Raw genomic sequence first — 23,082 nt, forward strand, 5'->3', positions numbered from 1 at the left:
TAGTACGACCATTCCGACGAGACCACTCCGTGCAACACAAGGAACGGCTTGCATTGCACCTCGGTGGGCTGCACTCTGGCTCCATGTTTTCGATTGAGCATGAATTCGACTCGACGGTCATTACGCTTGTGGACGAAGGTGAAAAGCCTTTGCAAGAAGATGTCGTGATCAACAATTTCGCCGAATGCGTTACGTTGGAGCAGCTTGATCCACGTACAGATCAGATTCAAAAGATCACCTTGTCTCCGGAACAGGTGCGTGATCTGGCGGCGGCGCTGGACCTGCCCGAAGGCGTTTATCAGATTCGTGAAACCGGGACTCAGGGCTCATAGACGAATACCTTATTCCGCGCGGTTTGCCCCTGCTTCAGCGTCAAGGTTGACGGCGGAACGCGAAGGCATTTCGCAAGGATCGTTTGAACCGCATGGTTGGCCTTTCCTTTGTCAGGCGGGGCCGTAACGAAAACCCTGATCTGATCTTCTTCGACGATCACCCGATCACGGGCCGCCTTGGGCGTTACCTTCAGTTTTAACGTGGTCTCCGCCCGCGCCAGCGCGCTGAGATCCGGCAGATCGCGCAGTTTGGATTTCGCCATTGTCATCCCCTTCTTTCAATAGTCTTGCATGAAGGACGTCAGAATGAAATTGATCCACGCAATCCATCGGCGCGCCCTTGAAACGGGCTGAATGTCGACCAAGATACAGTGTCGTGATGTAAAGGAAGTTAACATATGTCCCTGAAAAACCCCGCCGCTCTGGAGTTTTTACAGTCGCGCCGGTCCCGGCCCGCCAAGACACTGGTTGCACCGGCCCCGACGCGGGACGAGTTGCTGCCTTTGCTGACGGCCGCCGCGCGCAGTCCTGATCATGGCAAGCTTGAGCCCTGGCGATTCATCGTTCTGGAGAAGGGCGCGATGCCGCGTCTGGCGACCCTGACTGAAACCTGCGGGCAAAAGCTAGGTAAAAGCCCTGAAGACATTGTCAAAGCGCGCAATCAATTCGATATGGGGCATTTGGCTGTTGTAGTCATCGAGGTGCACAAGCCATCCGAGAAAATCCCAGCGGTCGAACAAACCTATTCCGCTGGCGCGGTCTGCCTGGCCTTGTTGAACGCCGCGCTGGCTGCAGGCTGGGGCGCGAACTGGCTGTCAGGTTGGCAAACCCATGATCGCGACTTTTGCGTCGACGCATTTGGACTAGCCAACAGCGAACGTGTGGCCGGGCTGATCCATATCGCAACCGAAGGAACGGTGCCGCCAGAACGCCCACGGCCCGATATAGAGGCTCTGACAGAATGGGTCATGGAATGAACATCCTGAACGCATTTTTCAGCGCACTTGGCCAGATTGGTGATCCCAAATTTCGTGCCGTTTTGCTGCGCGGCATAGGTTTGACCATCCTATTTCTGGTCATCGCCTGCGCGGGTGCAATCTGGCTCATTAACGGGTTGTCAGGCCGCGAGATCTCTCTGCCATTTATCGGCGCGGTGCCATGGCTGAACGACGTTCTGAATTATTCTGGTATCCTACTTGTCCTGATTCTGCCCGTTTTTCTGATGGTACCGGTCGCGTCGGCTGTCACCTCAATCTTTCTGGACGAGGTGGCACAGGCCGTTGAGGACAAGCACTTCCCTACCTTGCCAACTGCGCGGCGTATTCCGGTTTCCGAGGCGCTTTTGGACAGTCTCAGTTTTCTTGGCGTTTTGGTTTTCGCAAACCTGCTGGCGCTGATCCTTTATGCAATCTTCACTCCGCTAGCGCCCTTCATCTTCTGGGCCATGAACGGGTTCTTGCTGGGGCGGGAATACTTCACCCTTGCTGCCATGCGAAGGGTCGGACGCGATGGTGCACGCAAGCTGCGTGCCAAGCATGCGACAACGATATGGGTGGCGGGGACTTTGATGGCCATTCCGCTTTCGGTGCCCCTGATAAACCTGGTGATCCCGATCATCGGAGCAGCCACCTTCACTCATATCTATCACGCTTTGTCAGACCCAAAGGTCTGACAAGGTTTACCGTCGCTCCAACTGGTTCAGCCAGTCGAAATCACGCACCGAGATCGCTCCGGAAAGGATAATACCGGCAATGATCGCCCATAGGACCACTGAAATGCCTGTGGTGATCCACATCTTTTTCTTCATGTGATGCACTTCCGGCGCGCCCGCATGGGTGCCCGGAACGATCTCGCCCAGATCGCCCTGGGTCTTGATGCGAATGGGCAGCACCACCAATAACGTCATGAACCAGATGACGGCGAACAACACCAATGCGGCAGTAATGGTCATTTCAGGCCCTCCGGGGTTGGGGGATCATACCTGTTCCAGCTCAACCAGGCAGCCGTTGAAATCTTTGGGATGCAGGAACAGAACCGGCTTGCCATGCGCACCGATCTTGGGCTCGCCCGACCCCAGAACCCGGGCTCCGGTCTCTTTCAGATGATCGCGTGCAGCAATGATGTCTTCGACTTCATAACACACATGATGGATGCCGCCTGCGGGGTTCTTTTCCAGAAATCCGTTGATCGGGCTGTCGTCGCCCAGCGGGTACAAAAGCTCGATCTTGGTGTTGGGCAGTTCGATGAACACAACCGTGACGCCGTGATCCGGCTCATCCTGCGGTGCGCCAACCTTGGCGCCCAGCGCGTTGCGGTATTGCTCGGACGCCGCCTCAAGATCCGGCACGGCGATGGCAACGTGGTTCAAGCGTCCAATCATGTCTCACTCCTGCTGTCCTGCGTTGCGTGGGTTATGGGGGCTGATCTGCAAAAGGACAAGTGCGCCAAATCGCGCGTTAACGTCGTGTTAGCCAGAAGTTCCTAGCTTGAAGCATCTGCTGGATAGGAGAGCTGTCATGGACGATTCGGGCCTACTTGTCACCACCACCGCCGCGCCCACCGCGACGCGGCCCTTGCTGGGTCAGACCATTCTGGTTGTCGAAGACAGCCGATACGCCTGCGACGCGATACGCCTGATGTGCTTGCACAGCGGCGCGCGTATCCGCCGCGCGGATTGCCTGAAATCGGCCCGACGACATCTGCAGATCTATCGCCCCTCGGTCATTCTGGTCGATATGGGCCTGCCGGACGGGTCCGGTGCCGATCTGATCGCGGAGCTGGCAGAAGCCACTCCACGTATCAGTGTCATCCTCGGCCTGTCGGGTGATGATGCCAACGAAGACACGGCTATTGCAGCCGGGGCGGATGGTTTTTTGCCCAAGCCGCTAAAATCAATGTCTTATTTTCAGAAGTCCATCCTGGAACGCCTGCCGGAAGATCGGCGGCCCAGTGGACTGCATGCGGTGCGCGACGAAATTATCAACCCCGACCCGATGGCCTATCAGGACGATATGGCTCATATCGCTGATGTTCTGTCCGGTACCCACGATCACCGCACATTGGATTATGCCGCCCAGTTTCTGCAAGGCGTCGCGCGCGAAGCTGACGACCGCCCCCTTGCCGAAGCAGCCCAAAAGCTGGCGCGGTCGCGTGCAACCGGGGCACCGATCACGGCGCAAGCGGCTCAGGTTGCAGGGATGGTGCAGAACCGTCTGGAACAGAGAGAGGCGATTTGAAATGGTCACGGCCTATTTCATCACCGCGACCCTTTTGTGCGTTTGGGTTTACCGACAAACCCGGCACGCTGCGCGTTCCATTCGTATCAATCGGGACAATTTGAAAAACCCGCTGGACTGATGCGCACAGCCTGCACGAGCAAAAATCCGCCCGCATGGCGCGGGCGGAAATTGCTTAGTCCTGCGGGATAATGCGAAGCCCCAGCTCCATCAACTGATCCGAGGTCGGATCCGAAGGTGCATCCATCATCAGATCTTCGGCGCGCTGGTTCATCGGGAACATCATGACTTCGCGGATATTGGCTTCATCCGCCAACAACATCACGATCCGGTCGATGCCAGCTGCGCAGCCACCGTGTGGCGGTGCGCCAAAATGGAAGGCGTTGAACAGGGCGCCAAAGCGGGATTTGACCTCATCCTCGCCATAGCCTGCCAGTTCAAAGGCTTTCAGCATGATTTCCGGCTTGTGGTTCCGGATCGCGCCCGAAACCAACTCGTACCCGTTACAGGCCAAATCGTACTGGTATCCGCGCACGTCCAGCGGGTTGCCTTGCAGCGCCTCCATGCCACCTTGCGGCATCGAGAACGGGTTGTGTTCAAAATCGATCGCGCCGGTTTCTTCGTCCTGCTCGTAGATCGGGAAGTCCACGATCCAGGCAAAGGCAAAACGGTCTTTTTTGGAGAGGCCAAGCTCGTCGCCAATCACATCACGGGCTTTGCCAGCGACCTTCTCAAAAGCCTTGGGCTTGCCGCCCAAGAAGAACGCTGCATCACCAACGCCCAGACTCAGTTGCTGACGGATCGCTTCGGTGCGCTCGGGGCCAATGTTCTTGGCTAACGGTCCTGCGGCCTCCATCCCTTCGCCTTGATCGCGCCAGAAGATATAGCCCATTCCCGGCAAACCTTCCTTCTGGGCAAAAGCGTTCATGCGGTCACAGAACTTGCGGCTGCCACCGGTCGGCGCGGGAATGGCGCGGATTTCGGTGCCTTCCTGCTCAAGCAGCTTTGCGAAAATCGCAAAGCCAGACCCGCGGAAGTGGTCGGAGACCACTTGCATTTTGATAGGATTCCGCAGGTCGGGCTTGTCGCTACCATACCAAAGTGCCGCGTCCTTGTAGGAAATCTGCGGCCAGTCCTGATCGACCTTGCGGCCACCACCGAACTCTTCGAACACGCCGGTCAGAACGGGCTGGATCGTGTCAAACACGTCCTGCTGCTCGACAAACGACATCTCAAGGTCGAGCTGATAGAAATCGGTGGGTGAACGATCGGCACGCGGGTCCTCGTCACGAAAGCACGGCGCGATCTGAAAATACTTGTCAAACCCCGACACCATGATCAGCTGCTTGAACTGCTGCGGTGCCTGCGGCAGCGCATAGAACTTGCCGGGATGCAGGCGCGAGGGCACCAGAAAGTCGCGCGCGCCTTCGGGCGACGAAGCGGTGATGATCGGCGTCTGATACTCGCGGAAACCCTGATCCCACATACGTTTGCGCATCGAGGACACAACGTCCGAGCGCAGGGTCATGTTCTGCTGCATCGCTTCGCGGCGCAGGTCCAGATAGCGATAGCGCAGGCGGGTTTCTTCAGGGTATTCCTGATCGCCGAACACCATCAGCGGCAGTTCGTCGGCAGCACCCAGCACTTCCAGTTCACGCACGTAAACTTCGATCTCGCCGGTGGGCAGCTTTGCGTTCACCAGTTCCGGGTCACGTGCTTTGACGGTGCCGTCGATGCGAATACACCATTCGGAGCGCACCTTTTCAAGCTCGGCAAAAGCGGCGCTGTCGCCGTCGCACAGAACCTGCGTCACGCCGAAATGGTCGCGCAAGTCGATGAACAACACGCCACCGTGGTCTCGTACCCGATGCACCCAGCCGGACAGGCGAACGGTTTCGCCAACATTGGCGGCGGTCAGAGCGGCGCAGGTGTGGCTGCGATAGGCGTGCATGGATCATATCCCTTCGGGCGCAGAATTCGTCGGGCCGATACACCCTGTCAGACAGGGAAAGTCAAGGCGGGTTGCCCCGTCAAAACGGCCTTTGCACATTGCCTGAGTAGAAATAGACACCCAGCCCCACAGCAAAGATGATATTGCCCGCAATCGCGTGCAACAGCACCGCATAGAAGAATGAGCCACGCTTTCGGTAGGCCCATGTGAACAGCAGCCCGCCCGCGAAGGTCATAATAGCGACGATCCAGCTCCAGTACATCAGATGCGCGAACGAGAATATGGCCGCGTTCAACGGATAGGCCGCGCGCCCCTCAGGTAAAATCGCGTGATAGCGGCGAAAGAACAATGGGCGAAACAGCAGCTCTTGTGGCAGGGCCGACAAAATCGGGTAGCCGATCCAGATAAAGGCCAGCATTTCGGGGCGGTGTTTGAGCAGGAAGAAAGCAGCATCGGGGCGCGTGATCTGTATCAATCCCACGCAAAAGACGGTCATAATAGCGGTGAACAACGCCACCTCACGCAATGACCAGTTGGCCCAGTCGTAACGCAGCTCGGCCCACTGAAATCCGGGCGTCCTATGCAATAGGACGACACCCAACCCTGTCAGGGCAAACAACGCCGGAAACATCCAGCTCGGCGGAAAGAAAACAGCGATCAGCAAAGGCAGGCCGATAAAGAACAGGCTGAATTCCAGCCGTAGCCGCGGCAGCGCAACCGGCGGAGCGATCATCGCGAAGTCTTTGGTCACGTGTCTCTAAACTCCACCCGGATCAGTCCGCGCAATGAATTGCCCATGTAGACAGTTTGTGCGTTTTTAAGATCGGTCAAGGTCAGGACAGCCTCTATAACTGTTTCTTTATCCAGCAGCTCTTCACGCAGAATACCCGGTAACAGTCCGCTGGACAGCGCCGGTGTCAGAACTCGGCCATCAGGCATCTCCAAAAACAGGTTTGTGATGGTGCCTTCACAAAGCTCGTCAAGTTCATTCAGGAACAACAACTCATCTATTCCCTCCGGCAATGCGGCACGTGCGGAATCATAGAGAGCGCGGTGGGTCGTCTTGTAACGCAACCAAAGATCATTCGAAGCCAGACGCTGATCGGACAGGGCTACGCGCCAGATTGGTGGATTGCCGGCCAAAACGCCGGTCGTCAAATCGAACACTCCAGATGCGTCCAGTGTCAAACGGCAACGCAACGGGGTATCACCGACAGCTTCATTCAACACTGCGGTCGCTTCATCCGAATTGAAGGGAACGCCAAGGGCCGATGCTGTGCGGGCCATGCGCGCAAGATGGCGGTCCTGTCGAACGAAACCCTGCTCAGGCCGGAAGGCCAGCGTTTCGATCAGACGGAAATCAGGCTCAGCTGATGGGCGAAGCGGGCTTTCCATAGCGCTTCCTCATATTCTGACGCGGCGGTGCTGTCCCATACGACTCCGCCGCCTACATTCAGGGTGGCGTGATCGTCTTCAAGCATCAAGGTGCGTATTGCCACGTTGAACTCGGACCGACCATCAGGCGCGGCCCAGCCGATGGTACCGCAATAGATGTCACGCGGCCATGGCTCCAGCTCGGCCAGAATCTCCATTGCGCGGATCTTGGGCGCACCGGTGATCGATCCGCAGGGGAACAGCGCTGTCACAATCTCGCCCAGCCCGACGTATTTGTGTAGCTGCGCGCGGACCAGAGAGACCATCTGATGAACGGTGGCGTAAGTTTCGACCCTGAACAACTCGGGCACATGGACCGATCCGGGCAGCGCGACCCGACTGATGTCGTTGCGCAGCAGGTCAACGATCATCAGGTTCTCGGCCCGGTTCTTTTCATCCGTGGACAGAAAGGCCCGACGCTGCGCATCCTCATGCGGGTCTTCACTGCGTGGCTGCGTGCCCTTCATCGGGCGAGTTTCGATCTTTCCGTCCTCATCCGTGCGGAAAAACAGTTCCGGCGAGCGGCTGAGAAGATCGGGCAACCCATCCTGCTGCACCAGTACTCCGTGGCCCACCGGCTGCCCTGCCACCAGCGCGGCATAGAGCGTTTCGCTATCGCCCAAGACGGTCAGATCAATCGGAAAGGTCAGGTTGGCCTGATAAATGTCGCCCGCGCCGATGGCGTCATGCACGGTCTGAAAGGCTTTGGCATAGCGCGCCTCGTCCCAACGGGGCCGGAACGCACCCACGTCACCCGCAGGCAACGGCAAGGCGACCCGATCCGGTGCGTCGTACACCCCAAAGCACAGCAAAGGCAAACGGCGTTCTTCCGGCAAAAGAGCATTTAGCCTCGGCTCAAGCGCATAGCCCAGCTCGTAACTGGCATATCCTGCCAGCCAGGCACCACCCGCACGCGACTCATCCAGCGCCGCCAGAGCCTGGGGCACCTCTTCCGCGACATCCGCGCGGATGATCTGAGACGGACGCTGAAACCGGGTTCCACGCCCGGCCGGTCCCTGATCGAAACGAATACGCACTTGCATCCTCATTTGCCGTGAGGGGCGATATAGAGAATACTCCGCCAAGTGAAAGAGGGGAAAGCGGCAATTTCGCCCCTGTTTCCGATCCCTCTTGCACCTTTTCGCGCGGTCCCTATAACGCAGGACAATTTGGGCGCTTGGGCGGTGCCCTGACTCGCGGACAATCAAAGGATCAAGGCCATGCCGAGAAGAACCGACATCCAGTCGATCATGATCATCGGGGCGGGCCCCATTGTTATTGGTCAGGCCTGCGAATTCGACTATTCCGGTGCTCAGGCCTGCAAGGCGCTGCGCGAAGAAGGCTACCGGGTCATTCTGGTGAATTCGAACCCGGCGACAATCATGACTGACCCCGGTTTGGCGGATGCCACCTATATCGAGCCGATCACGCCCGAGGTCGTCGCCAAGATCATCGAGAAAGAGCGCCCAGACGCCCTGCTGCCCACGATGGGCGGACAGACCGGCCTGAACACCTCGCTCGCGCTGGAAGAAATGGGTGTACTGGACAAGTTCGGTGTCGAGATGATCGGTGCCAAGCGCGACGCCATCGAAATGGCCGAAGACCGTAAACTGTTCCGCGAAGCGATGGACCGGCTGGAGCTGGAGAACCCCAAGGCCACCATCATCACCGCTCCCAAGCGCGACAACGGCTCGACCGATCTGGACGCCGGGGTACAGATGGCGCTGGACGAATTGGAAGAGATCGGCCTGCCCGCCATCATTCGCCCTGCCTTCACCTTGGGCGGTACCGGCGGCGGTGTTGCCTATAACCGTGAGGACTATATCCATTTTTGCCGCTCGGGTATGGATGCTTCGCCGGTGAATCAGATCCTCGTCGATGAAAGCTTGCTGGGCTGGAAAGAATACGAGATGGAAGTGGTGCGTGACACCGCCGACAACGCGATCATCGTCTGCTCGATTGAAAACATCGATCCGATGGGCGTTCACACGGGTGACTCGATCACCGTGGCTCCTGCCCTGACGCTGACCGACAAGGAATACCAGATCATGCGCAACGGCTCGATTGCCGTTCTGCGTGAGATCGGGGTCGAGACCGGCGGCTCGAATGTACAGTGGGCGATCAACCCCGACGATGGCCGGATGGTCGTGATCGAGATGAACCCGCGTGTGTCGCGTTCATCTGCGCTGGCGTCCAAGGCAACCGGTTTCCCGATTGCCAAGATCGCGGCAAAACTGGCCGTGGGCTATACGCTGGATGAGCTCGACAACGACATCACCAAGGTCACACCCGCATCCTTCGAGCCGACCATCGACTATGTCGTCACTAAGATTCCGAAATTCGCGTTTGAGAAATTCCCCGGCTCCGAGCCGTACCTGACCACCGCCATGAAATCGGTGGGTGAGGCGATGTCCATCGGCCGCACAATCCACGAATCGATGCAAAAGGCGCTGGCCTCGATGGAATCGGGCCTGACCGGCTTTGATGAGGTCGAAATCCCCGGCCTGAATGTTGGTGTCTGGGATGAAGCCGACGACAAAGCAGCCGTGATCAAGGCGATCAGCCAGCAGACCCCTGATCGTCTGCGCACCATTGCACAGGCCATGCGTCACGGCTTGAGCGACGACGAGATTTTTAGTGTCACAAAATTCGACCCGTGGTTCCTGGCCCGGATCCGCGAGATCATCGAGGCCGAGCGTCAGGTGCGGAAAGACGGCCTGCCGGTGACCGAGAACGGTATCCGCAGACTGAAAATGATGGGCTTCACCGATGCGCGTTTGGGCAATCTGACGGGCCGGGATGAGGACAATGTCCGCCGCGCCCGGCGCAATCTGGGCGTCACCGCCGTCTTCAAACGCATCGACACCTGCGCCGCCGAGTTTGAGGCGCAAACGCCTTACATGTATTCGACCTACGAGGCCCCGATGATGGGTGAGGTTGAATGCGAAGCACGCCCAAGCGACCGCAAAAAGGTCGTCATTCTGGGCGGTGGTCCCAACCGGATCGGCCAGGGGATCGAGTTCGACTATTGCTGCTGTCACGCCTGTTTCGCGCTGACCGATGCGGGTTATGAGACCATAATGGTAAACTGTAACCCTGAAACCGTGTCGACCGACTATGACACCTCGGACCGGTTGTATTTCGAACCACTGACTTTCGAACACGTTATGGAAATCCTGGCAAAGGAACAGGAAAACGGCACACTTCACGGCGTCATCGTTCAGTTCGGCGGCCAGACCCCGCTGAAACTGGCCAATGCGCTAGAAGCCGAAGGCATCCCGATCCTGGGTACCACCCCGGACGCTATCGACCTGGCTGAAGACCGCGAGCGGTTCCAGGCGCTGGTCAACGATCTGGGCCTGAAACAGCCCAATAACGGTATCGCCTCCACCGATGAACAGGCGTTGGAAATCGCCGAGGATATCGGCTTCCCGCTGGTGATCCGCCCCTCTTATGTCCTGGGCGGTCGCGCGATGGAAATTGTACGCGATATGGATCAGCTGAGACGCTACATAAACGAGGCCGTTGTGGTCTCGGGCGACAGCCCCGTTCTGCTGGACAGCTATCTGGCTGGCGCGGTTGAGCTGGACGTTGATGCGCTGTGCGATGGCACCGATGTTCATGTCGCAGGCATCATGCAACATATCGAAGAGGCCGGCGTGCACTCGGGCGACTCGGCCTGTTCGCTGCCACCTTATTCCTTGTCGAAAGAGATCCTCGCGCAGATCAAGGATCAGACGTTCAAACTGGCAAAGGCATTGAACGTTGTCGGTTTGATGAACGTGCAGTTCGCGATCAAGGATGATGAGATTTATCTGATCGAAGTGAACCCGCGCGCCTCGCGCACCGTGCCATTTGTGGCCAAGGCGACCGACAGTGCGATTGCGTCTATCGCCGCGCGCGTCATGGCAGGCGAAAAGCTGGCAGATTTCCCGAAACGCCCACCTTACAAAACAGTGGACGACACCAAGATTGCTGACCAGATGACGCTGGCTGATCCGGACATGCCGTGGTTCTCGGTGAAAGAGGCCGTGTTGCCCTTTGCCCGATTCCCCGGCGTCGACACCATTCTGGGCCCGGAAATGCGCTCGACCGGCGAAGTCATGGGGTGGGACCGCGACTTCCCCCGCGCTTTCCTCAAGGCGCAGATGGGGGCGGGGATGGTGCTGCCCTCCTCGGGGCGAGCCTTCATCTCGATCAAGGATGCAGACAAGACTGCCGCAATGTTGGAGGCCGCGCAGGTGCTGGTTGAGCAGGGCTTCACTCTGGTCGCCACCCGCGGCACGCAAAGCTGGCTGGCTGATCAAGGCGTGCCCTGCGACGTCGTCAACAAGGTGTATGAGGGCCGCCCGGACGTTGTCGACATGCTGAAAGACGGTCAGGTTCAACTGCTGATGAACACCACCGAGGGCGCGCAGGCGGTTGAGGACAGCAAGGCCATCCGGTCCATCGCGCTCTACGACAAGATCCCTTATTACACCACCGCCGCCGCGAGCAATGCTGCCGCTCTGGCCATCAAGGCGCAGGCCGAAGGGGATGTCGAGGTGAAGTCGCTGCAGGGGTAATCCGCTCAGCCTGAGCCACAATTGGCTCACTCATGAACGAACAGATGCGCGCCCGTTGACCTACCATCAACGGGCGCGCATTTTTTCCGGGCACAAGGAGAATGAAACAATGCGCACTTTTCTGGTTCTCACGGTATTCACCGTTCTGGCTGCATGCGATGTGCCGTTTGTCCCATTGATCTGATCTAACCGGGTCCGATCTTTCCTCCGGACCCGGTCAAAGCCTGTTATCACGCGGCCAGTGATTCGCGTTTCTCGTCCCGCGCAAAGAAGAGCAGGTAGAATACCGGCGCGGCAACCATTGTCAGGACGGTCGCAAAGGCCAGCCCCCCCATGATCGTCACCGCCATCGAGACGAAGAACGCATCTGTCAGCAACGGTGCCATGCCCAGAACGGTCGTGATCGCAGCCAGCATCACAGGGCGCAAACGGGAAACTGAGGCTTCGACGATGGACTCGCGCAGGGGTTTACCTGTGGCACGAACAAGGTCGATCTCTTCCACCAGAACAATACCGTTCTTGATCAACATGCCTGACAAGCTGAGCAGGCCAAGAAGCGCGGTGAAGGTGAAGGGCAGCCCTGTTCCCAGCAGGCCAATGACCACGCCGTTGACCGACATCGGCACCAACAGCCAGATGATGATCGGCTGACGGATCGCGTTGAACAACAGGACCGAGATCAGCACCATGATCAGCAGGCTCAACGGCAATTGCTTGCCCAGGCTTTCCTGTGCGTCGCGCGAGTTTTCAAACTCACCGCCCCACTCCATCCTATAGCCCGGGGGCAACTCGATGGCCTCGATAGCGTCACGAACTTCGGCGTGAACCTGTGCCGCTGTCAGCTCGGGTGGGATGTCTGCGCCAACGGTGATGGTCAGAACGCGGTCGCGGCGGTGAACCAGCGAATTGAGGGATTCGTACGCGAAGCCATCGACCATCTGTTCGATTGGTACAAATTTCTCTGACTGGTCCGAATACACCACCTGATCAACAATCGAATAATCCCCTTCCGCTGGTCGGCGCAGGATGATCGGAATAAGGCGATCGCGTTCCCGGAACACGCCGCCTGTGATGCCATCGGTCGAGAATTGCAATGTTGCGGCAATGTCCTCACGCGTTACACCCGCCGTCTGTGCCCGCTCGGTTGCATAGATCGGCTGTACCGCCAGTTCTTGTTCGCGCCAGTCGTGATGGACGAGCAGCGCGTTGGGCGATGCCGCCGCCATGCGCTGAACGGCCTCGTCAGCAAGTTGGCGCAGCACGACCGGATCACTGCCTGAGAATCGGGCCTGGATCGGGTCACCGCCACCGGGTCCGAATACCAGACGCTTGGTGCCAAACTCACCTTCTGGAAATTGGACAGATCCAAACGCTTCCAGATCCGCCTGCAATGCCGGGATGTCATCCAGGCTTTCCGTGCGGATGATCATGTGACCGTAGCTCGGGTTCGGTTTTTCCGCCGAATAGGTCAGCATGAACCGGGTTGCCCCCTGACCGACGAATGTTGTGACCGAAACCACGTCTTCGCGTTTGGCCAGCCAGTCTTCGAACACCGCCATATCCTGCGCCGTACGCGCAATCGGTGTGCCCTGAGGCAGTTTATAATGCACGAAGAACAGCGGCGTGTTCGAGTTTGGGAAGAACTGCTGTTTCATCAGCCCGAACCCAGCGTAACACACCACTGTTACACCAACGAGGCCGACAACAACCAACCAACGGAAGCGGAGCGCAAAATGCAGAATTGCACCATAGATCCTGAACAGGATGCCTCCGTAAGCGTCGATCTCACCTTCTTTGCCCTGCTTGAAGAAGTAGTGCCCCAAAAGCGGCGTAGCAGTTATGGCCAGTATCCAACTTAGCAACAGCGAGATTCCGATCACTGCAAACAGTGAGAACAGAAACTCACCCGTCGCATCGGGGCTGAGGCCGATCCCTGCAAAGGCCATGATTCCGATTACCGTTGCGCCCAGCAGCGGGATCTGCGTCTTAGACGCCACATCTTCAGCTGCATCGCGCGAGGACTTGCCGCGCAACATGGAAATCTGCATCCCTTCGGCCACCACGATGGCATTGTCCACAAGCATCCCCATGGCAATAATCAGGGCGCCCAGCGAAATCCGCTCCATCTCGATCGAGAACAGCGACATGAACAAAAGCGTGCCCACCACGGTCAACAGCAAGGTCGAACCCACAACAATAGCCGCGCGCCAGCCCATGAAGATACCCAACACGGCGACCACGATGGCCACTGACATGGCGAGGTTCACAAGGAAATCGTTCGAGGCCTGCTCGACCACCACATGCTGCTGGTAGATCGGCAGGATTTCCACGCCAAAGGGGATATTCGCGTCAAGTTCCGCGAATTTGGCGTCGGCCCGTTTGCCGACTTCGACGATGTTTTCCGTGGCCAGGCCCGCGATGCCAAGGGTGAACGCCTCGGTCCCGTTGTAACGGATCATGATATCCGGATCGTTCTGACGAGCGCGATAGACATCGGACATGTCGAACAGGTTGATCACTTGCCCTTGCGAGCCAACGGACAGACCCGCAATGGCCGACACACTGTCCGACCCTTCCGCAGTCAGAACTGTGGTCCGACCGTTTTCAGAGCGCAGTGAGCCCGATGAATTCACTGAATCCGCGTTGGCAATGGCCTCGTTAATCGCCTGCAGCGGTACATTCTGGTTCACCGAAATCGCCAGATCAGGCTCCACAAAGATTGCCTCATTCGGCAGGCCCTGAACCTCGACATCCGCCACACCATCAACGGTCAGCAATTCGCGCCGCAGGAAGGTGGCCAATTCGTGCTTTTCGGCGTCCGAGAACCCTTCGGCGGTCACGGCATAGAACAGACCAAACACATCGCCAAAGCCGTCATTCACATATGGCTGGCTGACACCCGACGGCAGGCCGCGTGCTGCATCGCGCACTTTGGCCCGCAGGCGGGTCCAGATGGCGGGCAGTTCGGTGCCATCATATGTCGACTTGATCTCGACCTCGATCAGCGATTGCCCGGGTTGGTTGACCGAGGTGATAACGTCGACTTCGCCCATCTGCTGAATGGCGGATTCAAGTGGTTCGGACACCTCCAGCGCCACCTGTTCCGCAGTGGCGCCAGGGTATTGCGTGGCGATGACGGCATTCTTGATGGTGAAAGCCGGGTCTTCCAGACGACCAAGCGACATGAACCCCCAGATGCCCCCAAACAGGGCAATGAGGATGATCAGCCATGTGTAAAGCGGCCGATCAATCGAGGCACGAGCGATGTTCATCTGTCAGCCCCTCAGTTCGCGAAGCCGGTGAACCGACGCACGGGCTGACCGTCTGTCAGCACAGCGCCCCCGGCAACAACAACTTCGTCACCGTCGGACAAGCCCGTCAGCACCCGCACATCGCCGGTCTGCGTGGGTTCAATGGTCACCGGAACACGGCGGACAGTGCCTTCATCCGCTCCGACCGGAGAGAACACCATGACGCTGAGTTCGCCGGTAGCGTCTGCGACAATGGCAGTCGCTGGTACGACGATACCTGTGCGCCCATCGCGGACCTGAACGTTCACGGTGACTGAAGATCCCGGAAGGATTTGCAACCCCTCGGGCGGAGTCAGGCCAAACTGGATACGGAAGGTCTGACCCACGCTGGAAGTTTCAGCGTCGAATTCCCGGATTTCCAATGGGAAGACCTCGTCGCTGACGGGGAATTTGGCGGTGATCGTTCTTTCATCGTTTTGACCCGAGCGTTGAAACAGAATCTCGGGCACGTCCACCTCGATGCGCAGTTCGGACATGTCGTGGATGCGGACAATGGGCGCGCCGGCCGAAACGGTGGTGAAGGCCTCGACCGCGCGGCTGGAGACCAGGGCGTCAAATGGCGCGGTCAGCGTCGCGTGTTCGCGTTCGTATTCCGCGTCGCGCAACGCGATCGCAGCCAGCTGCGCCTCGGTCTCGGCGTCATCGACCGCCACCTGGCTGGCGGTTGTACCACGCAGGCGCGACAAGCGCGCGACGGTCCGATCCGCCTGTTCCTTTTGCAGCTGCGCCCGGTCCAGACGCAGCTCGAACGGCTCTTGATCCAGACGTGCAATCAATCCATCTTTTGGGATCACGAAGCCTTCGTTGATGGGCATTTCAACGATCTGACCCGCCACCTGAAAGGCAAGATCAACGGTCTGACGTGCGGCGACACGGCCGAAAAACTGACGGGTGAATCCGGGCGCGGTTTCTTGCACCTGCAAGAGTTTTACCGGTTTGGGGGTGCCTTGAGCGGCAATGGGGGTTGCCAGAACGGCCAGCGAAAGGCCGATAGAGGTCAGGAGTTTCATTTCTTCAATCCCTCGGGAATTCCCGTTTTCAGAACGTTGTCACGGATTTTGCACGCAAGTCGCGCGAATTCGGCGGTTTCTTCTAGGTTCAGGCCCGAGGCCCTGTGAAACAGGTCTCCGGCCTCGGCCACCAGCATGTTGCGGGTTTCTTCGCCTTGCCTGGTCAGCACCAGCAACCAGGCACGGCGGTCTTCGGGGTCACGCTCGCGCGTCAGGTAGCCCGTTTTTTCAAGAGCATCTGCGGTGGCGGTGATCGTTGACGGTACACTTAGCATATCGGCAGCCAGCACTCCCATGCGCTTTGGCTGATCCAGCTTGATCAGCATGTGGCATTCGGGGTGGCTCAGTTCAGTTTCGATGCAATCAAATGTCTCTTCCAGTTTCCAGTACAGGGCATACACCCCCATGATCGCCTGAATCTCGGGGCTGAGGCGGCCGTGTCTGGCACTGATATCGTCTGGCATTGGGAATCTCCGCGCGCGTCAAGGGGCGATATACTTCACTTTATGAACTATTCAAGATATGAAACTGCACCTCCGTTAGCATTCCGTTAGGTCAACATACCTTGATCAAGTCCCACCATGAATGCATTTTGAGCAAATCCGAAACATTCAGGGCCCGCCATGTATACCCCCGCCATCACCGGTTCCGGTGTCTTCACGCCTCAGAACGTCATCACCAATGCAGAACTTGTTGTGGCGTTCAACGCGTATGCCGACAAACAGAATGCGAAGAATGCCGAAGCAATCGCCGCTGGTCAGATGGAGCCGATGCAACACTCATCCGAAGAGTTCATCGTCAAGGCGTCGGGGATCGAAAACCGGTACGTGATGGACAAGGCTGGTGTGCTGGACCCGGACGTGATGCACCCGTCGCTGCGTCAGCGCAGCGATGACGAACCCGGGATCATGACCGAAATGGCGGTCGATGCCTGCAAAAAGGCGTTGGCGCAGGCGGGGCGCAACGCAGCAGATGTCGATCTGGTAATCTGCGCCGCCTCGAACCACGAACGCGCCTATCCGGCGGTTGCGATTGAGATACAGCAGGAACTGGGCATCGACGGGTTCGGCTTTGACATGAACGTCGCGTGCTCTTCGGCCACGTTTGGCATTCAGGCCGCTGCGGACATGGTAAGATCGGGATCGGTGCGTGCGGCGTTGGTGGTGAACCCGGAAATATGCTCGGGCCATCTGGAATGGTGCGACCGCGATTGTCACTTCATCTTTGGCGATGTGGCAACGGCAACGCTGATCGAACGGATCGAAGAGGCGCATGGCCCGCATTTCGAAATCCTTTCGACCCGCTGCGCCACCACGTTTTCCAACAATATCCGAAACAATAACGGGTTCCTGCGTCGTTCGCGCCCCGACGGTCTGGTCGAGCGACGCGATATGCAGTTCATGCAAAACGGCCGGAAAGTGTTCAAGGAAGTGCTGCCGATGGTCAGCAAGCATATCAGCGACCACATGGAGGCCGAAGGGGTCAGCAATACCGACCTCAAACGCCTGTGGCTGCATCAGGCCAACAAAACCATGAACGATTTCATTGGCAAAAAAGTTCTGGGCCGTGAGCCCGAAGCAGGCGAGCAACCAAACATCCTTCAGGATTATGCAAACACGTCATCCGCCGGGTCGATCATCGCGTTTTCTAAGTACTCCGAAGACATGCAGGAAGGCGATCTGGGCCTGATCTGTTCCTTCGGAGCCGGATATTCGGTTGGGTCGGTGATCGTGAAACGCCACGCCTGACGGCTGGGCTCACCGGGCTTAGTTTGCCACAGTCACTTTGAAGACCTGAAAAGCCGCATCCTCTGCACCCTGTACCCGAGCCAGATAGGCGGGCGTTTCACCCTCAACCAAACGCGTTTGCAAACCGCGACCCTGTGACGCCCAGGACCAGAACTCGGCGCGTGGTGCGGATGTGCAGAGCAGGACGTAATCCACGTCCAGCGCGGCCAGACGTGGCCCGACCTGAGAAGCTTCTGAACGGTACAGGTCGATCTGCGCCAGAATACCGGCCTGATTCCGGTGGTAATTCCCCGCCAGAACAGAATGGTCGGAATAGCGCAGCACGTTTGCGGCAAAGTCGAAATCAACCAAAACTCTTCCGGGAGGAAGATCTCGCAGGGTCGCGTAGGCCTGCGGCGTTTTGCAGGATGCACCGGGATTTTTTGCGACCTGTTTGGCTGATGCTGCAGGAGCCGCAAGGGACGGGCCCGCAAAACGGTCCAGCTGTTCCTCAACGCTGATGCCGATTTTCGGTGAGACGCAAAGGACGAAAGCGACCATCGCCAACCCCGATAGTTTTCGGCCACTGGTTTCATAACTGTTGTACAGGGCGCACAAGATCTGGGCCTGCACGGCGACCAGCGAAACGTTCAGGAATGTCATCATCCGGGACTGATAGAGGAACACGATCAGACCGGCCGCGATCAGCGCCAGAAACAGCGCATAGTCCAGTCTGAAAGGCGATCTGAATAAAAAGATCAGGGCGGCTGCCATCGTAAGGATCGACATCGCGATCAAGGCCAGAGCTTCGCCCTTGTGCCGTTCCAATGTGACGGAGATCTTCTGTGCTTCAGCGACCTGGCTCAGCCAGTAATCCCGCATATCCTGAGGCAGGGCCTCGATCGGGTTGCTGAGACAGTGTGGGGCAAAAGCGTAAGCGCAGGCCAATGTCACCGCGCCGACAGCGAGGCACGCGCCAAGGCGGCCCCAAAACGACCAGCCGGATCCGATCCATGCCACCGCGCAAAGACCCAGCGCAGCCACAGTCGCCGGTAAAGCCACACTGATCGTCAGAGCGTCGCAGCTTGGGAACACGAAAGCCTCTTGCCCTGTTGTCGCAAGACTGGCCAGCACAAGCGTCACGGTCAGCCCCGCACCAAATGTGATGGTCGGGCGGCGGGTCGGTTCACCGTTCACGATCCAATCAATTGCAAAAAACATCGCGATAAGCGCGATCTGCAATATCGATTCGGCGCCTATTGATACCGACAAGGCAAGACAGGCGCCCAGCCACCACCCCGCATATGGCTTTTCCTTGCGCAGAACAAAGAACGCCAGCGCCGCTGCGAATAGCAGAATCTGAACATTGTGATGATCAAAAGAGAAATAGTCGAACTTCCGGGAATGTTCGAGCGCCAGCACGCCGACAACCAGTGCCGAAATCGACCCTGCACGCGCGCCCAGAACACCTCCGGTCACTGCAAAGGCCCACAAGGTCAGCCCCGCCAACAGGGCTGGCCAGACCAAAGCTGTTGCCTGCAAGGCGATATCAGGCGCCAGAAACACCCCGAACGACCCATAAAGTACCGCAATTGGTGCGTCGATCAACCGGGACCAGTGCATCAGTGTGCCGCCTTCGGGTCCCAGCCGATACTGATAGCTGTCGAACCAACCCTGTCCTACCAGAAGATCCTGCACGACCACCCAGCGCATTACATCGTCCGAGCCTTCCTGATGGGCTGTGAGTGCCATCAGAGCCAGAAGAGCCGCACAGGCGCATACAAAAATCCTCAAAACCAACCGGTCTGCGAGAATACTGTATGATCCCTGCTGTTTCTGCATGATGCTTTGCCTTTGACGGTCTTGCCCGCAACAGACCCTAAAGGACAGACGTGACTGAATTGAGGCAAGCAACACAGTCAGAATTCCTGCCTTTCAGCATGAAAAATCTGGCCAATCGGGACAGGCGGAATTCAGCCGGTCCTGGGTATTAAAGGTCAGGATGACGCCTAGCTGACGCTTTCTTCTTCCAGATGAAGCTTCATCTCGATCAAAACCTGCTGCAGCAAACTGGTTTCTTTCAACAGCCGTTTGGCTTCGTTGACGGTAATGATTCCGTCTTCGATTGCGGCCTGATATTCGGTCATCAACATCGCGAACCTTTGGCTGAGTGCGATGACATCCGAATTTACGCCACCGGTGCGCGGCGTGGTTGTGTTACGGTCACTATAGGACAATGTGATGTTCTTCAAATCCGCCAAAGCGGACGTCACATGTGGGTAACTTGCCGCGTTTTCAAGGCGTGCAACTGCGTCCACAGGCATGAACCTGTCTGCATGTTCGGCATTGTCTGAATAGTACCGGCCTAATGTGGCCTTGGATTTCCCTGTAATTTCACATGCGGCTTCGATTCCAACATCTTTGACCAACGCTTCTGTGTGTTTCTTCAGGTAGGCCCCGATATCTGCCATTGTTTTACCTTTGTTACCTGCAAACGCCTGCCCGATGTCCAGACGGGGGAAAGCGTGGGGAAATTTCCCATAACCCAGTCATAATTGAAATGTCATAAATTGGCTATCCCTCAGATATGCGGGGGATTTTGTGAGTGAGTGGCGGCAGTTCAAGCCGGTAACGAGTAATTGCAGGGCAGTATTGTTGAGCCTTGCTCCGTTTTGGCCACATGTTGGCCGACGGCGTCGCTGTTGCAGATGTGGGGGTTCCATCCCCAAAGAGCCTAGCTCGGCCTCTGCAAACGTAACGGCGACGTCGCTCTGGTAAAACGATTGATATCTTGTTCCTTTTCCCCAAGCGTTTTAGACCCGCCTCATGGCAAAGCTGTATTTCAATTATTCGACCATGAACGCGGGAAAATCGACCGTGTTGCTGCAGGCGTCGCACAACTATCGCGAGCGCGGTATGCAGACGTACCTGATGACTGCCGCCCTTGACGGGCGGGCAGGTGTCGGGCGGATCGCATCGCGCATCGGCATCTCTGAGCAGGCTGATACGTTCACGCCCGCAGACGATGTTTTCGCCATGATCCGGAAACGCCTGAACGACGGCCCAGTAACCTGCGTGTTCATCGACGAGGCGCAGTTTCTGACCGAAGCTCAGGTCTGGCAACTGGCCCGTGCGGTGGATGATCTGGACGTGCCGGTGCTGGCCTATGGGCTGCGGGTGGATTTTCAGGGCAAGCTGTTCCCGGGATCAGCCGCTCTGCTGGCCCTTGCTGACGAGATGCGCGAGGTGCGCACCATCTGCAAATGCGGACGCAAGGCCACGATGGTGATTCGTCAGGACGAGAATGGCCGGGCCATCACCGAGGGCGCTCAGGTTCAAATTGGCGGGAACGAGACCTATGTCTCGCTCTGCCGCAAACATTGGCGCGAGGCGGTGGGCGACTAGACGGGGTTGGGCAGCGCCCTGCCCGCCACAAAGGCGGCCACGTTGTCCAGCGCCATATGGCCCATGTTGCTGCGCACCTCTTCGGTGGCTGTGCCCAGATGGGGCAACAGAGTGACGTTCTCCATCTCACAGAGGGCCTGCGGCATTTTGGGCTCGAACTCGTAAACGTCCAGCCCCGCCCCCGCGATCTGTCGGTTTTCCAGCGCCGAGATCAGCGCGGCTTCGTCCACGACCTCGCCGCGTGCGATATTGATCAGAATGGCCGACAGGTTCATCGCCTCAAGGGTCTGCGCATTGATCAGGTGGCGTGTTTCAGCGCCCCCAGGGACCGCGAGCACAAGGAAATCGACCGAAGCCGCCAGTTTGTGCAGGTCAGGCGTGAACTCTGCCGCGAAGTCCAGATCTTTTGCACTGCGGGACTGGTAGGCCACCTGCATTCCAAAGCCGAAATGGCACCGGCGGGCGATGGCTTGTCCGATGCGGCCCATCCCCACGATACCGACGCGCTTGCCCGTTACATGATGGCCAAGCATCTGCGTCGGGTGCCAGCCCTGCCATTGACCCGCACGGACCAGTCGTTCGCCTTCGCCTGCGCGGCGCGCTGTGGTCAGCAGCAGGGTCATCGCGATGTCAGCCGTTGCATCGGTCACTGCGCCGGGTGTGTTGGTCACCTCGACGCCCGCCGCGCGTGCGGACTGAACGTCAATATGGTTATAGCCGACGCCGAAATTGGCCAGCAGCTTGCACTGCGGCGAGCCAGCGTCCGCAAAGATCTGAGCCGAGAACTGATCGCCCAATGTCGGCACGACCACGTCGAATTCCGCCAGCGCGGACAGCATTTCCTGCTGTGACATGGGCAGGGTGTTCTCGCGTATCTCCACGTCGAACTCGGCGCGGGCGCGGGCCTCGACCACCGGGGTCATCGGTCGTGCAATCAACAGTTTCATCAGTGCATCCGCCCGCCAGTTGGAACTTTGCCGTCAGGTCCAATCAAAACGATCTCGCCACTTTCATCGGGCAGACCCAACACCAGAACCTCGGACATGAACCTGCCGATCTGGCGCGGAGGGAAATTGACCACGGCCATGACCTGCTTGCCCACCAATGTCGACGGATCGTAATGCGCGGTAATCTGAGCCGAGGTCTTGCGCTCGCCAATCTCATCGCCGAAATCGATCCACATCTTGATCGCGGGTTTGCGGGCCTCGGGATAGGGCTCGGCGCGGATGACCTCACCCACACGGATGTCGACCTTGAGAAAGTCGACAAAAGAAATCTCACTCACGTGACAGCTCCTTGGATCGGTCGGTTGCAGCCTTGACGGCGCGGTGCAGCAGATCGGGGAACCCCTGTTCATCATGCATCAGCACCTCAAGCGCAGCCTGAGTGGTGCCGTTTGGCGAGGTTACGTTGACGCGCAGTTGCGTCGGGTCTTCTTCGGCGGCCATGGCCAACGCTCCGGCACCGGCCACGGTGGATTTGGCCAGCTTCATCGCCATCTCCGCAGGCAGGCCATGTGCCTCACCTGCAGCGGCAAGGGTTTCGATCAGGTGGAAAACATAGGCCGGACCCGACCCGCTGAGGCCGGTCACGGCATCCATCTGGGACTCAACGTCCAGTCGCACGGTCTCGCCCACAGCAGACAACAGGCTTTCCGCCAAGGACAAATCATCGTCAGAGGCGTGGCTGTTTCCGATCAGAGCCGTTATGCCCTGACGGATGGCAGCGGGGGTGTTGGGCATGGCGCGAACAATCGGGGTATCACTGCCCAATACGGATTCGAACGTGGCAATCGAAGTGCCCGCAGCGACTGAAACAAACAGGCTGCTACCACCGCCCAGCGCCTGTATCGCGGGCAAAGCGTCACCCATCATCTGCGGCTTGACTGCAACCAGCACCACGGCGGGGGATTCGGGCAAGGGAGTGTTGATGTTGACGCCTTGCGCCTTCAGCCAGTCGGACGGATACGGGTCGATCACCCAAACGGACGCTGGCGGGAGGCCGTGTTCCAGCCACCCCGCCAGCATTGCGGACCCCATCTTTCCGCACCCCAGAAGCACAAGCCCCTGTTCGGCTACACGCGTCATGTCCATTTGCCCCTCCCGCGTTAC

General features: G+C 58.3%; 22 protein-coding genes. 7 read left to right on the top strand and 15 right to left on the bottom strand.

Going from position 1 to position 23,082, the window contains the following annotated elements:
* The first annotated feature begins 83 nt into the window (after positions 1-83).
* Positions 84-332 (top strand): hypothetical protein, encoded by a 249-nt coding sequence (locus Q0816_RS16200; protein ID WP_298852609.1) that lies wholly within the window; start codon positions 84-86, stop codon positions 330-332.
* Here Q0816_RS16200 and Q0816_RS16205 read toward each other — a convergent pair.
* The gene (locus Q0816_RS16205) at positions 320-595 is read right to left on the bottom strand and encodes a DUF167 domain-containing protein (protein WP_298852407.1); all 276 of its coding nucleotides are present in this window, start codon (positions 593-595) and stop codon (positions 320-322) included. The genes Q0816_RS16200 and Q0816_RS16205 overlap by 13 nt on opposite strands.
* 135 nt (positions 596-730) lie before the next feature.
* Here Q0816_RS16205 and Q0816_RS16210 point away from each other — a divergent pair, with 135 nt between their 5' ends.
* Both Q0816_RS16210 and Q0816_RS16215 read left to right on the top strand, forming a co-directional pair.
* Positions 731-1,309, top strand: a complete 579-nt coding sequence (locus tag Q0816_RS16210; RefSeq protein WP_298852409.1) for a nitroreductase family protein — start codon at positions 731-733, stop codon at positions 1,307-1,309.
* Positions 1,306-2,004, top strand: a complete 699-nt coding sequence (locus tag Q0816_RS16215) for an EI24 domain-containing protein (RefSeq protein ID WP_298852411.1) — start codon at positions 1,306-1,308, stop codon at positions 2,002-2,004. The genes Q0816_RS16210 and Q0816_RS16215 overlap by 4 nt, the downstream gene beginning before the upstream one ends.
* A 6-nt stretch (positions 2,005-2,010) precedes the next feature.
* On the opposite strand, the gene Q0816_RS16220 is transcribed toward Q0816_RS16215, so the two are convergent.
* The gene (locus tag Q0816_RS16220; RefSeq protein ID WP_298852413.1) at positions 2,011-2,283 is read right to left on the bottom strand and encodes a DUF1467 family protein; all 273 of its coding nucleotides are present in this window, start codon (positions 2,281-2,283) and stop codon (positions 2,011-2,013) included.
* Positions 2,284-2,307: 24 nt separating this feature from the next.
* Positions 2,308-2,712 carry a methylmalonyl-CoA epimerase gene (gene mce / locus Q0816_RS16225; RefSeq protein WP_109313240.1) on the bottom strand — a complete coding sequence of 135 codons (405 nt, stop codon included), beginning with the start codon at positions 2,710-2,712 and terminating at the stop codon, positions 2,308-2,310.
* A gap of 136 nt (positions 2,713-2,848) precedes the next feature.
* Between mce and Q0816_RS16230 the strand changes: the two genes are divergently transcribed.
* Positions 2,849-3,568 carry a response regulator gene (locus Q0816_RS16230; RefSeq protein ID WP_298852422.1) on the top strand — a complete coding sequence of 240 codons (720 nt, stop codon included), beginning with the start codon at positions 2,849-2,851 and terminating at the stop codon, positions 3,566-3,568.
* A 175-nt stretch (positions 3,569-3,743) separates the two neighbouring features.
* On the opposite strand, the gene aspS is transcribed toward Q0816_RS16230, so the two are convergent.
* The 4 genes from aspS to Q0816_RS16250 form a co-directional block, all read right to left on the bottom strand.
* Complete coding sequence (gene aspS / locus Q0816_RS16235; protein WP_298852424.1) at positions 3,744-5,519, bottom strand: aspartate--tRNA ligase; 1,776 nt, start codon at positions 5,517-5,519, stop codon at positions 3,744-3,746.
* Between the two features lie 79 nt (positions 5,520-5,598).
* Positions 5,599-6,270 (bottom strand): CPBP family intramembrane glutamic endopeptidase, encoded by a 672-nt coding sequence (locus tag Q0816_RS16240; protein ID WP_367180514.1) that lies wholly within the window; start codon positions 6,268-6,270, stop codon positions 5,599-5,601.
* Positions 6,267-6,914, bottom strand: coding sequence for an aminotransferase class IV family protein (locus Q0816_RS16245; RefSeq protein WP_298852426.1), 648 nt, complete (start codon positions 6,912-6,914; stop codon positions 6,267-6,269). The genes Q0816_RS16240 and Q0816_RS16245 overlap by 4 nt, the downstream gene beginning before the upstream one ends.
* Positions 6,869-7,996 (bottom strand): aminodeoxychorismate synthase component I, encoded by a 1,128-nt coding sequence (locus Q0816_RS16250; protein WP_298852428.1) that lies wholly within the window; start codon positions 7,994-7,996, stop codon positions 6,869-6,871. Before Q0816_RS16250 ends, Q0816_RS16245 begins: the two co-directional genes overlap by 46 nt.
* A gap of 177 nt (positions 7,997-8,173) precedes the next feature.
* Here Q0816_RS16250 and carB point away from each other — a divergent pair, with 177 nt between their 5' ends.
* Entirely contained in the window at positions 8,174-11,518 is a 3,345-nt protein-coding gene (gene carB, locus Q0816_RS16255; RefSeq protein WP_298852430.1) for a carbamoyl-phosphate synthase large subunit, read from the top strand.
* Positions 11,519-11,748: 230 nt separating this feature from the next.
* On the opposite strand, the gene Q0816_RS16260 is transcribed toward carB, so the two are convergent.
* From Q0816_RS16260 to Q0816_RS16270, 3 genes are read right to left on the bottom strand one after another with little or no spacing between them, the layout of a single operon-like run.
* Complete coding sequence (locus Q0816_RS16260) at positions 11,749-14,790, bottom strand: efflux RND transporter permease subunit (RefSeq protein ID WP_298852432.1); 3,042 nt, start codon at positions 14,788-14,790, stop codon at positions 11,749-11,751.
* Positions 14,791-14,801: 11 nt separating this feature from the next.
* Positions 14,802-15,839 (bottom strand): efflux RND transporter periplasmic adaptor subunit, encoded by a 1,038-nt coding sequence (locus Q0816_RS16265; protein ID WP_298852434.1) that lies wholly within the window; start codon positions 15,837-15,839, stop codon positions 14,802-14,804.
* Positions 15,836-16,303 carry a MarR family transcriptional regulator gene (locus Q0816_RS16270; protein WP_298852436.1) on the bottom strand — a complete coding sequence of 156 codons (468 nt, stop codon included), beginning with the start codon at positions 16,301-16,303 and terminating at the stop codon, positions 15,836-15,838. Before Q0816_RS16270 ends, Q0816_RS16265 begins: the two co-directional genes overlap by 4 nt.
* A gap of 159 nt (positions 16,304-16,462) precedes the next feature.
* Here Q0816_RS16270 and Q0816_RS16275 point away from each other — a divergent pair, with 159 nt between their 5' ends.
* On the top strand, positions 16,463-17,587 hold the full coding sequence (locus Q0816_RS16275) for a beta-ketoacyl-ACP synthase III (protein WP_298852438.1): 1,125 nt from the start codon (positions 16,463-16,465) through the stop codon (positions 17,585-17,587).
* An 18-nt stretch (positions 17,588-17,605) separates the two neighbouring features.
* Here the strand turns inward: Q0816_RS16275 and Q0816_RS16280 are convergent, their stop codons facing one another.
* A complete protein-coding gene (locus Q0816_RS16280) occupies positions 17,606-19,408 on the bottom strand; it encodes a hypothetical protein (RefSeq protein WP_298852440.1) in 1,803 nt (600 codons plus the stop codon).
* 167 nt (positions 19,409-19,575) lie between these two features.
* Positions 19,576-20,037: a hypothetical protein gene (locus Q0816_RS16285; RefSeq protein WP_298852442.1), complete on the bottom strand. Its 462-nt coding sequence runs from the start codon at positions 20,035-20,037 to the stop codon at positions 19,576-19,578.
* Between the two features lie 355 nt (positions 20,038-20,392).
* Between Q0816_RS16285 and Q0816_RS16290 the strand changes: the two genes are divergently transcribed.
* Positions 20,393-20,971, top strand: a complete 579-nt coding sequence (locus Q0816_RS16290; protein ID WP_298852444.1) for a thymidine kinase — start codon at positions 20,393-20,395, stop codon at positions 20,969-20,971.
* Here Q0816_RS16290 and Q0816_RS16295 read toward each other — a convergent pair.
* From Q0816_RS16295 to proC, 3 genes are read right to left on the bottom strand one after another with little or no spacing between them, the layout of a single operon-like run.
* A complete protein-coding gene (locus tag Q0816_RS16295) occupies positions 20,968-21,918 on the bottom strand; it encodes a D-glycerate dehydrogenase (protein WP_298852447.1) in 951 nt (316 codons plus the stop codon). The two genes, Q0816_RS16290 and Q0816_RS16295, sit on opposite strands and share 4 nt — an antisense overlap.
* Complete coding sequence (locus Q0816_RS16300) at positions 21,918-22,256, bottom strand: tRNA-binding protein (RefSeq protein ID WP_298852449.1); 339 nt, start codon at positions 22,254-22,256, stop codon at positions 21,918-21,920. Before Q0816_RS16300 ends, Q0816_RS16295 begins: the two co-directional genes overlap by 1 nt.
* On the bottom strand, positions 22,249-23,064 hold the full coding sequence (gene proC / locus Q0816_RS16305) for a pyrroline-5-carboxylate reductase (protein WP_298852452.1): 816 nt from the start codon (positions 23,062-23,064) through the stop codon (positions 22,249-22,251). Before proC ends, Q0816_RS16300 begins: the two co-directional genes overlap by 8 nt.
* Between the last annotated feature and the right edge of the window lie 18 nt (positions 23,065-23,082).

Source organism: uncultured Ruegeria sp. (genome assembly GCF_947497005.1).
Lineage (GTDB): Bacteria > Pseudomonadota > Alphaproteobacteria > Rhodobacterales > Rhodobacteraceae > Ruegeria.

What these genes read in the sequence shown, in the direction of transcription:
- carB (WP_298852430.1), top strand. Translation starts at nt 8,174, where the DNA reads ATGCCGAGAAGAACCGACATCCAGTCGATCATGATCATCGGGGCGGGC.
- Q0816_RS16265 (WP_298852434.1), bottom strand. Translation starts at nt 15,839, where the DNA reads ATGAAACTCCTGACCTCTATCGGCCTTTCGCTGGCCGTTCTGGCAACC.
- Q0816_RS16270 (WP_298852436.1), bottom strand. Translation starts at nt 16,303, where the DNA reads ATGCCAGACGATATCAGTGCCAGACACGGCCGCCTCAGCCCCGAGATT.
- Q0816_RS16230 (WP_298852422.1), top strand. Translation starts at nt 2,849, where the DNA reads ATGGACGATTCGGGCCTACTTGTCACCACCACCGCCGCGCCCACCGCG.
- Q0816_RS16205 (WP_298852407.1), bottom strand. Translation starts at nt 595, where the DNA reads ATGGCGAAATCCAAACTGCGCGATCTGCCGGATCTCAGCGCGCTGGCG.
- Q0816_RS16295 (WP_298852447.1), bottom strand. Translation starts at nt 21,918, where the DNA reads ATGAAACTGTTGATTGCACGACCGATGACCCCGGTGGTCGAGGCCCGC.
- Q0816_RS16220 (WP_298852413.1), bottom strand. Translation starts at nt 2,283, where the DNA reads ATGACCATTACTGCCGCATTGGTGTTGTTCGCCGTCATCTGGTTCATG.
- Q0816_RS16260 (WP_298852432.1), bottom strand. Translation starts at nt 14,790, where the DNA reads ATGAACATCGCTCGTGCCTCGATTGATCGGCCGCTTTACACATGGCTG.
- proC (WP_298852452.1), bottom strand. Translation starts at nt 23,064, where the DNA reads ATGGACATGACGCGTGTAGCCGAACAGGGGCTTGTGCTTCTGGGGTGC.
- Q0816_RS16280 (WP_298852440.1), bottom strand. Translation starts at nt 19,408, where the DNA reads ATGCAGAAACAGCAGGGATCATACAGTATTCTCGCAGACCGGTTGGTT.
- Q0816_RS16285 (WP_298852442.1), bottom strand. Translation starts at nt 20,037, where the DNA reads ATGGCAGATATCGGGGCCTACCTGAAGAAACACACAGAAGCGTTGGTC.
- Q0816_RS16210 (WP_298852409.1), top strand. Translation starts at nt 731, where the DNA reads ATGTCCCTGAAAAACCCCGCCGCTCTGGAGTTTTTACAGTCGCGCCGG.
- Q0816_RS16275 (WP_298852438.1), top strand. Translation starts at nt 16,463, where the DNA reads ATGTATACCCCCGCCATCACCGGTTCCGGTGTCTTCACGCCTCAGAAC.
- Q0816_RS16215 (WP_298852411.1), top strand. Translation starts at nt 1,306, where the DNA reads ATGAACATCCTGAACGCATTTTTCAGCGCACTTGGCCAGATTGGTGAT.
- Q0816_RS16200 (WP_298852609.1), top strand. Translation starts at nt 84, where the DNA reads ATGTTTTCGATTGAGCATGAATTCGACTCGACGGTCATTACGCTTGTG.
- aspS (WP_298852424.1), bottom strand. Translation starts at nt 5,519, where the DNA reads ATGCACGCCTATCGCAGCCACACCTGCGCCGCTCTGACCGCCGCCAAT.
- Q0816_RS16250 (WP_298852428.1), bottom strand. Translation starts at nt 7,996, where the DNA reads ATGCAAGTGCGTATTCGTTTCGATCAGGGACCGGCCGGGCGTGGAACC.
- Q0816_RS16290 (WP_298852444.1), top strand. Translation starts at nt 20,393, where the DNA reads ATGGCAAAGCTGTATTTCAATTATTCGACCATGAACGCGGGAAAATCG.
- Q0816_RS16245 (WP_298852426.1), bottom strand. Translation starts at nt 6,914, where the DNA reads ATGGAAAGCCCGCTTCGCCCATCAGCTGAGCCTGATTTCCGTCTGATC.
- mce (WP_109313240.1), bottom strand. Translation starts at nt 2,712, where the DNA reads ATGATTGGACGCTTGAACCACGTTGCCATCGCCGTGCCGGATCTTGAG.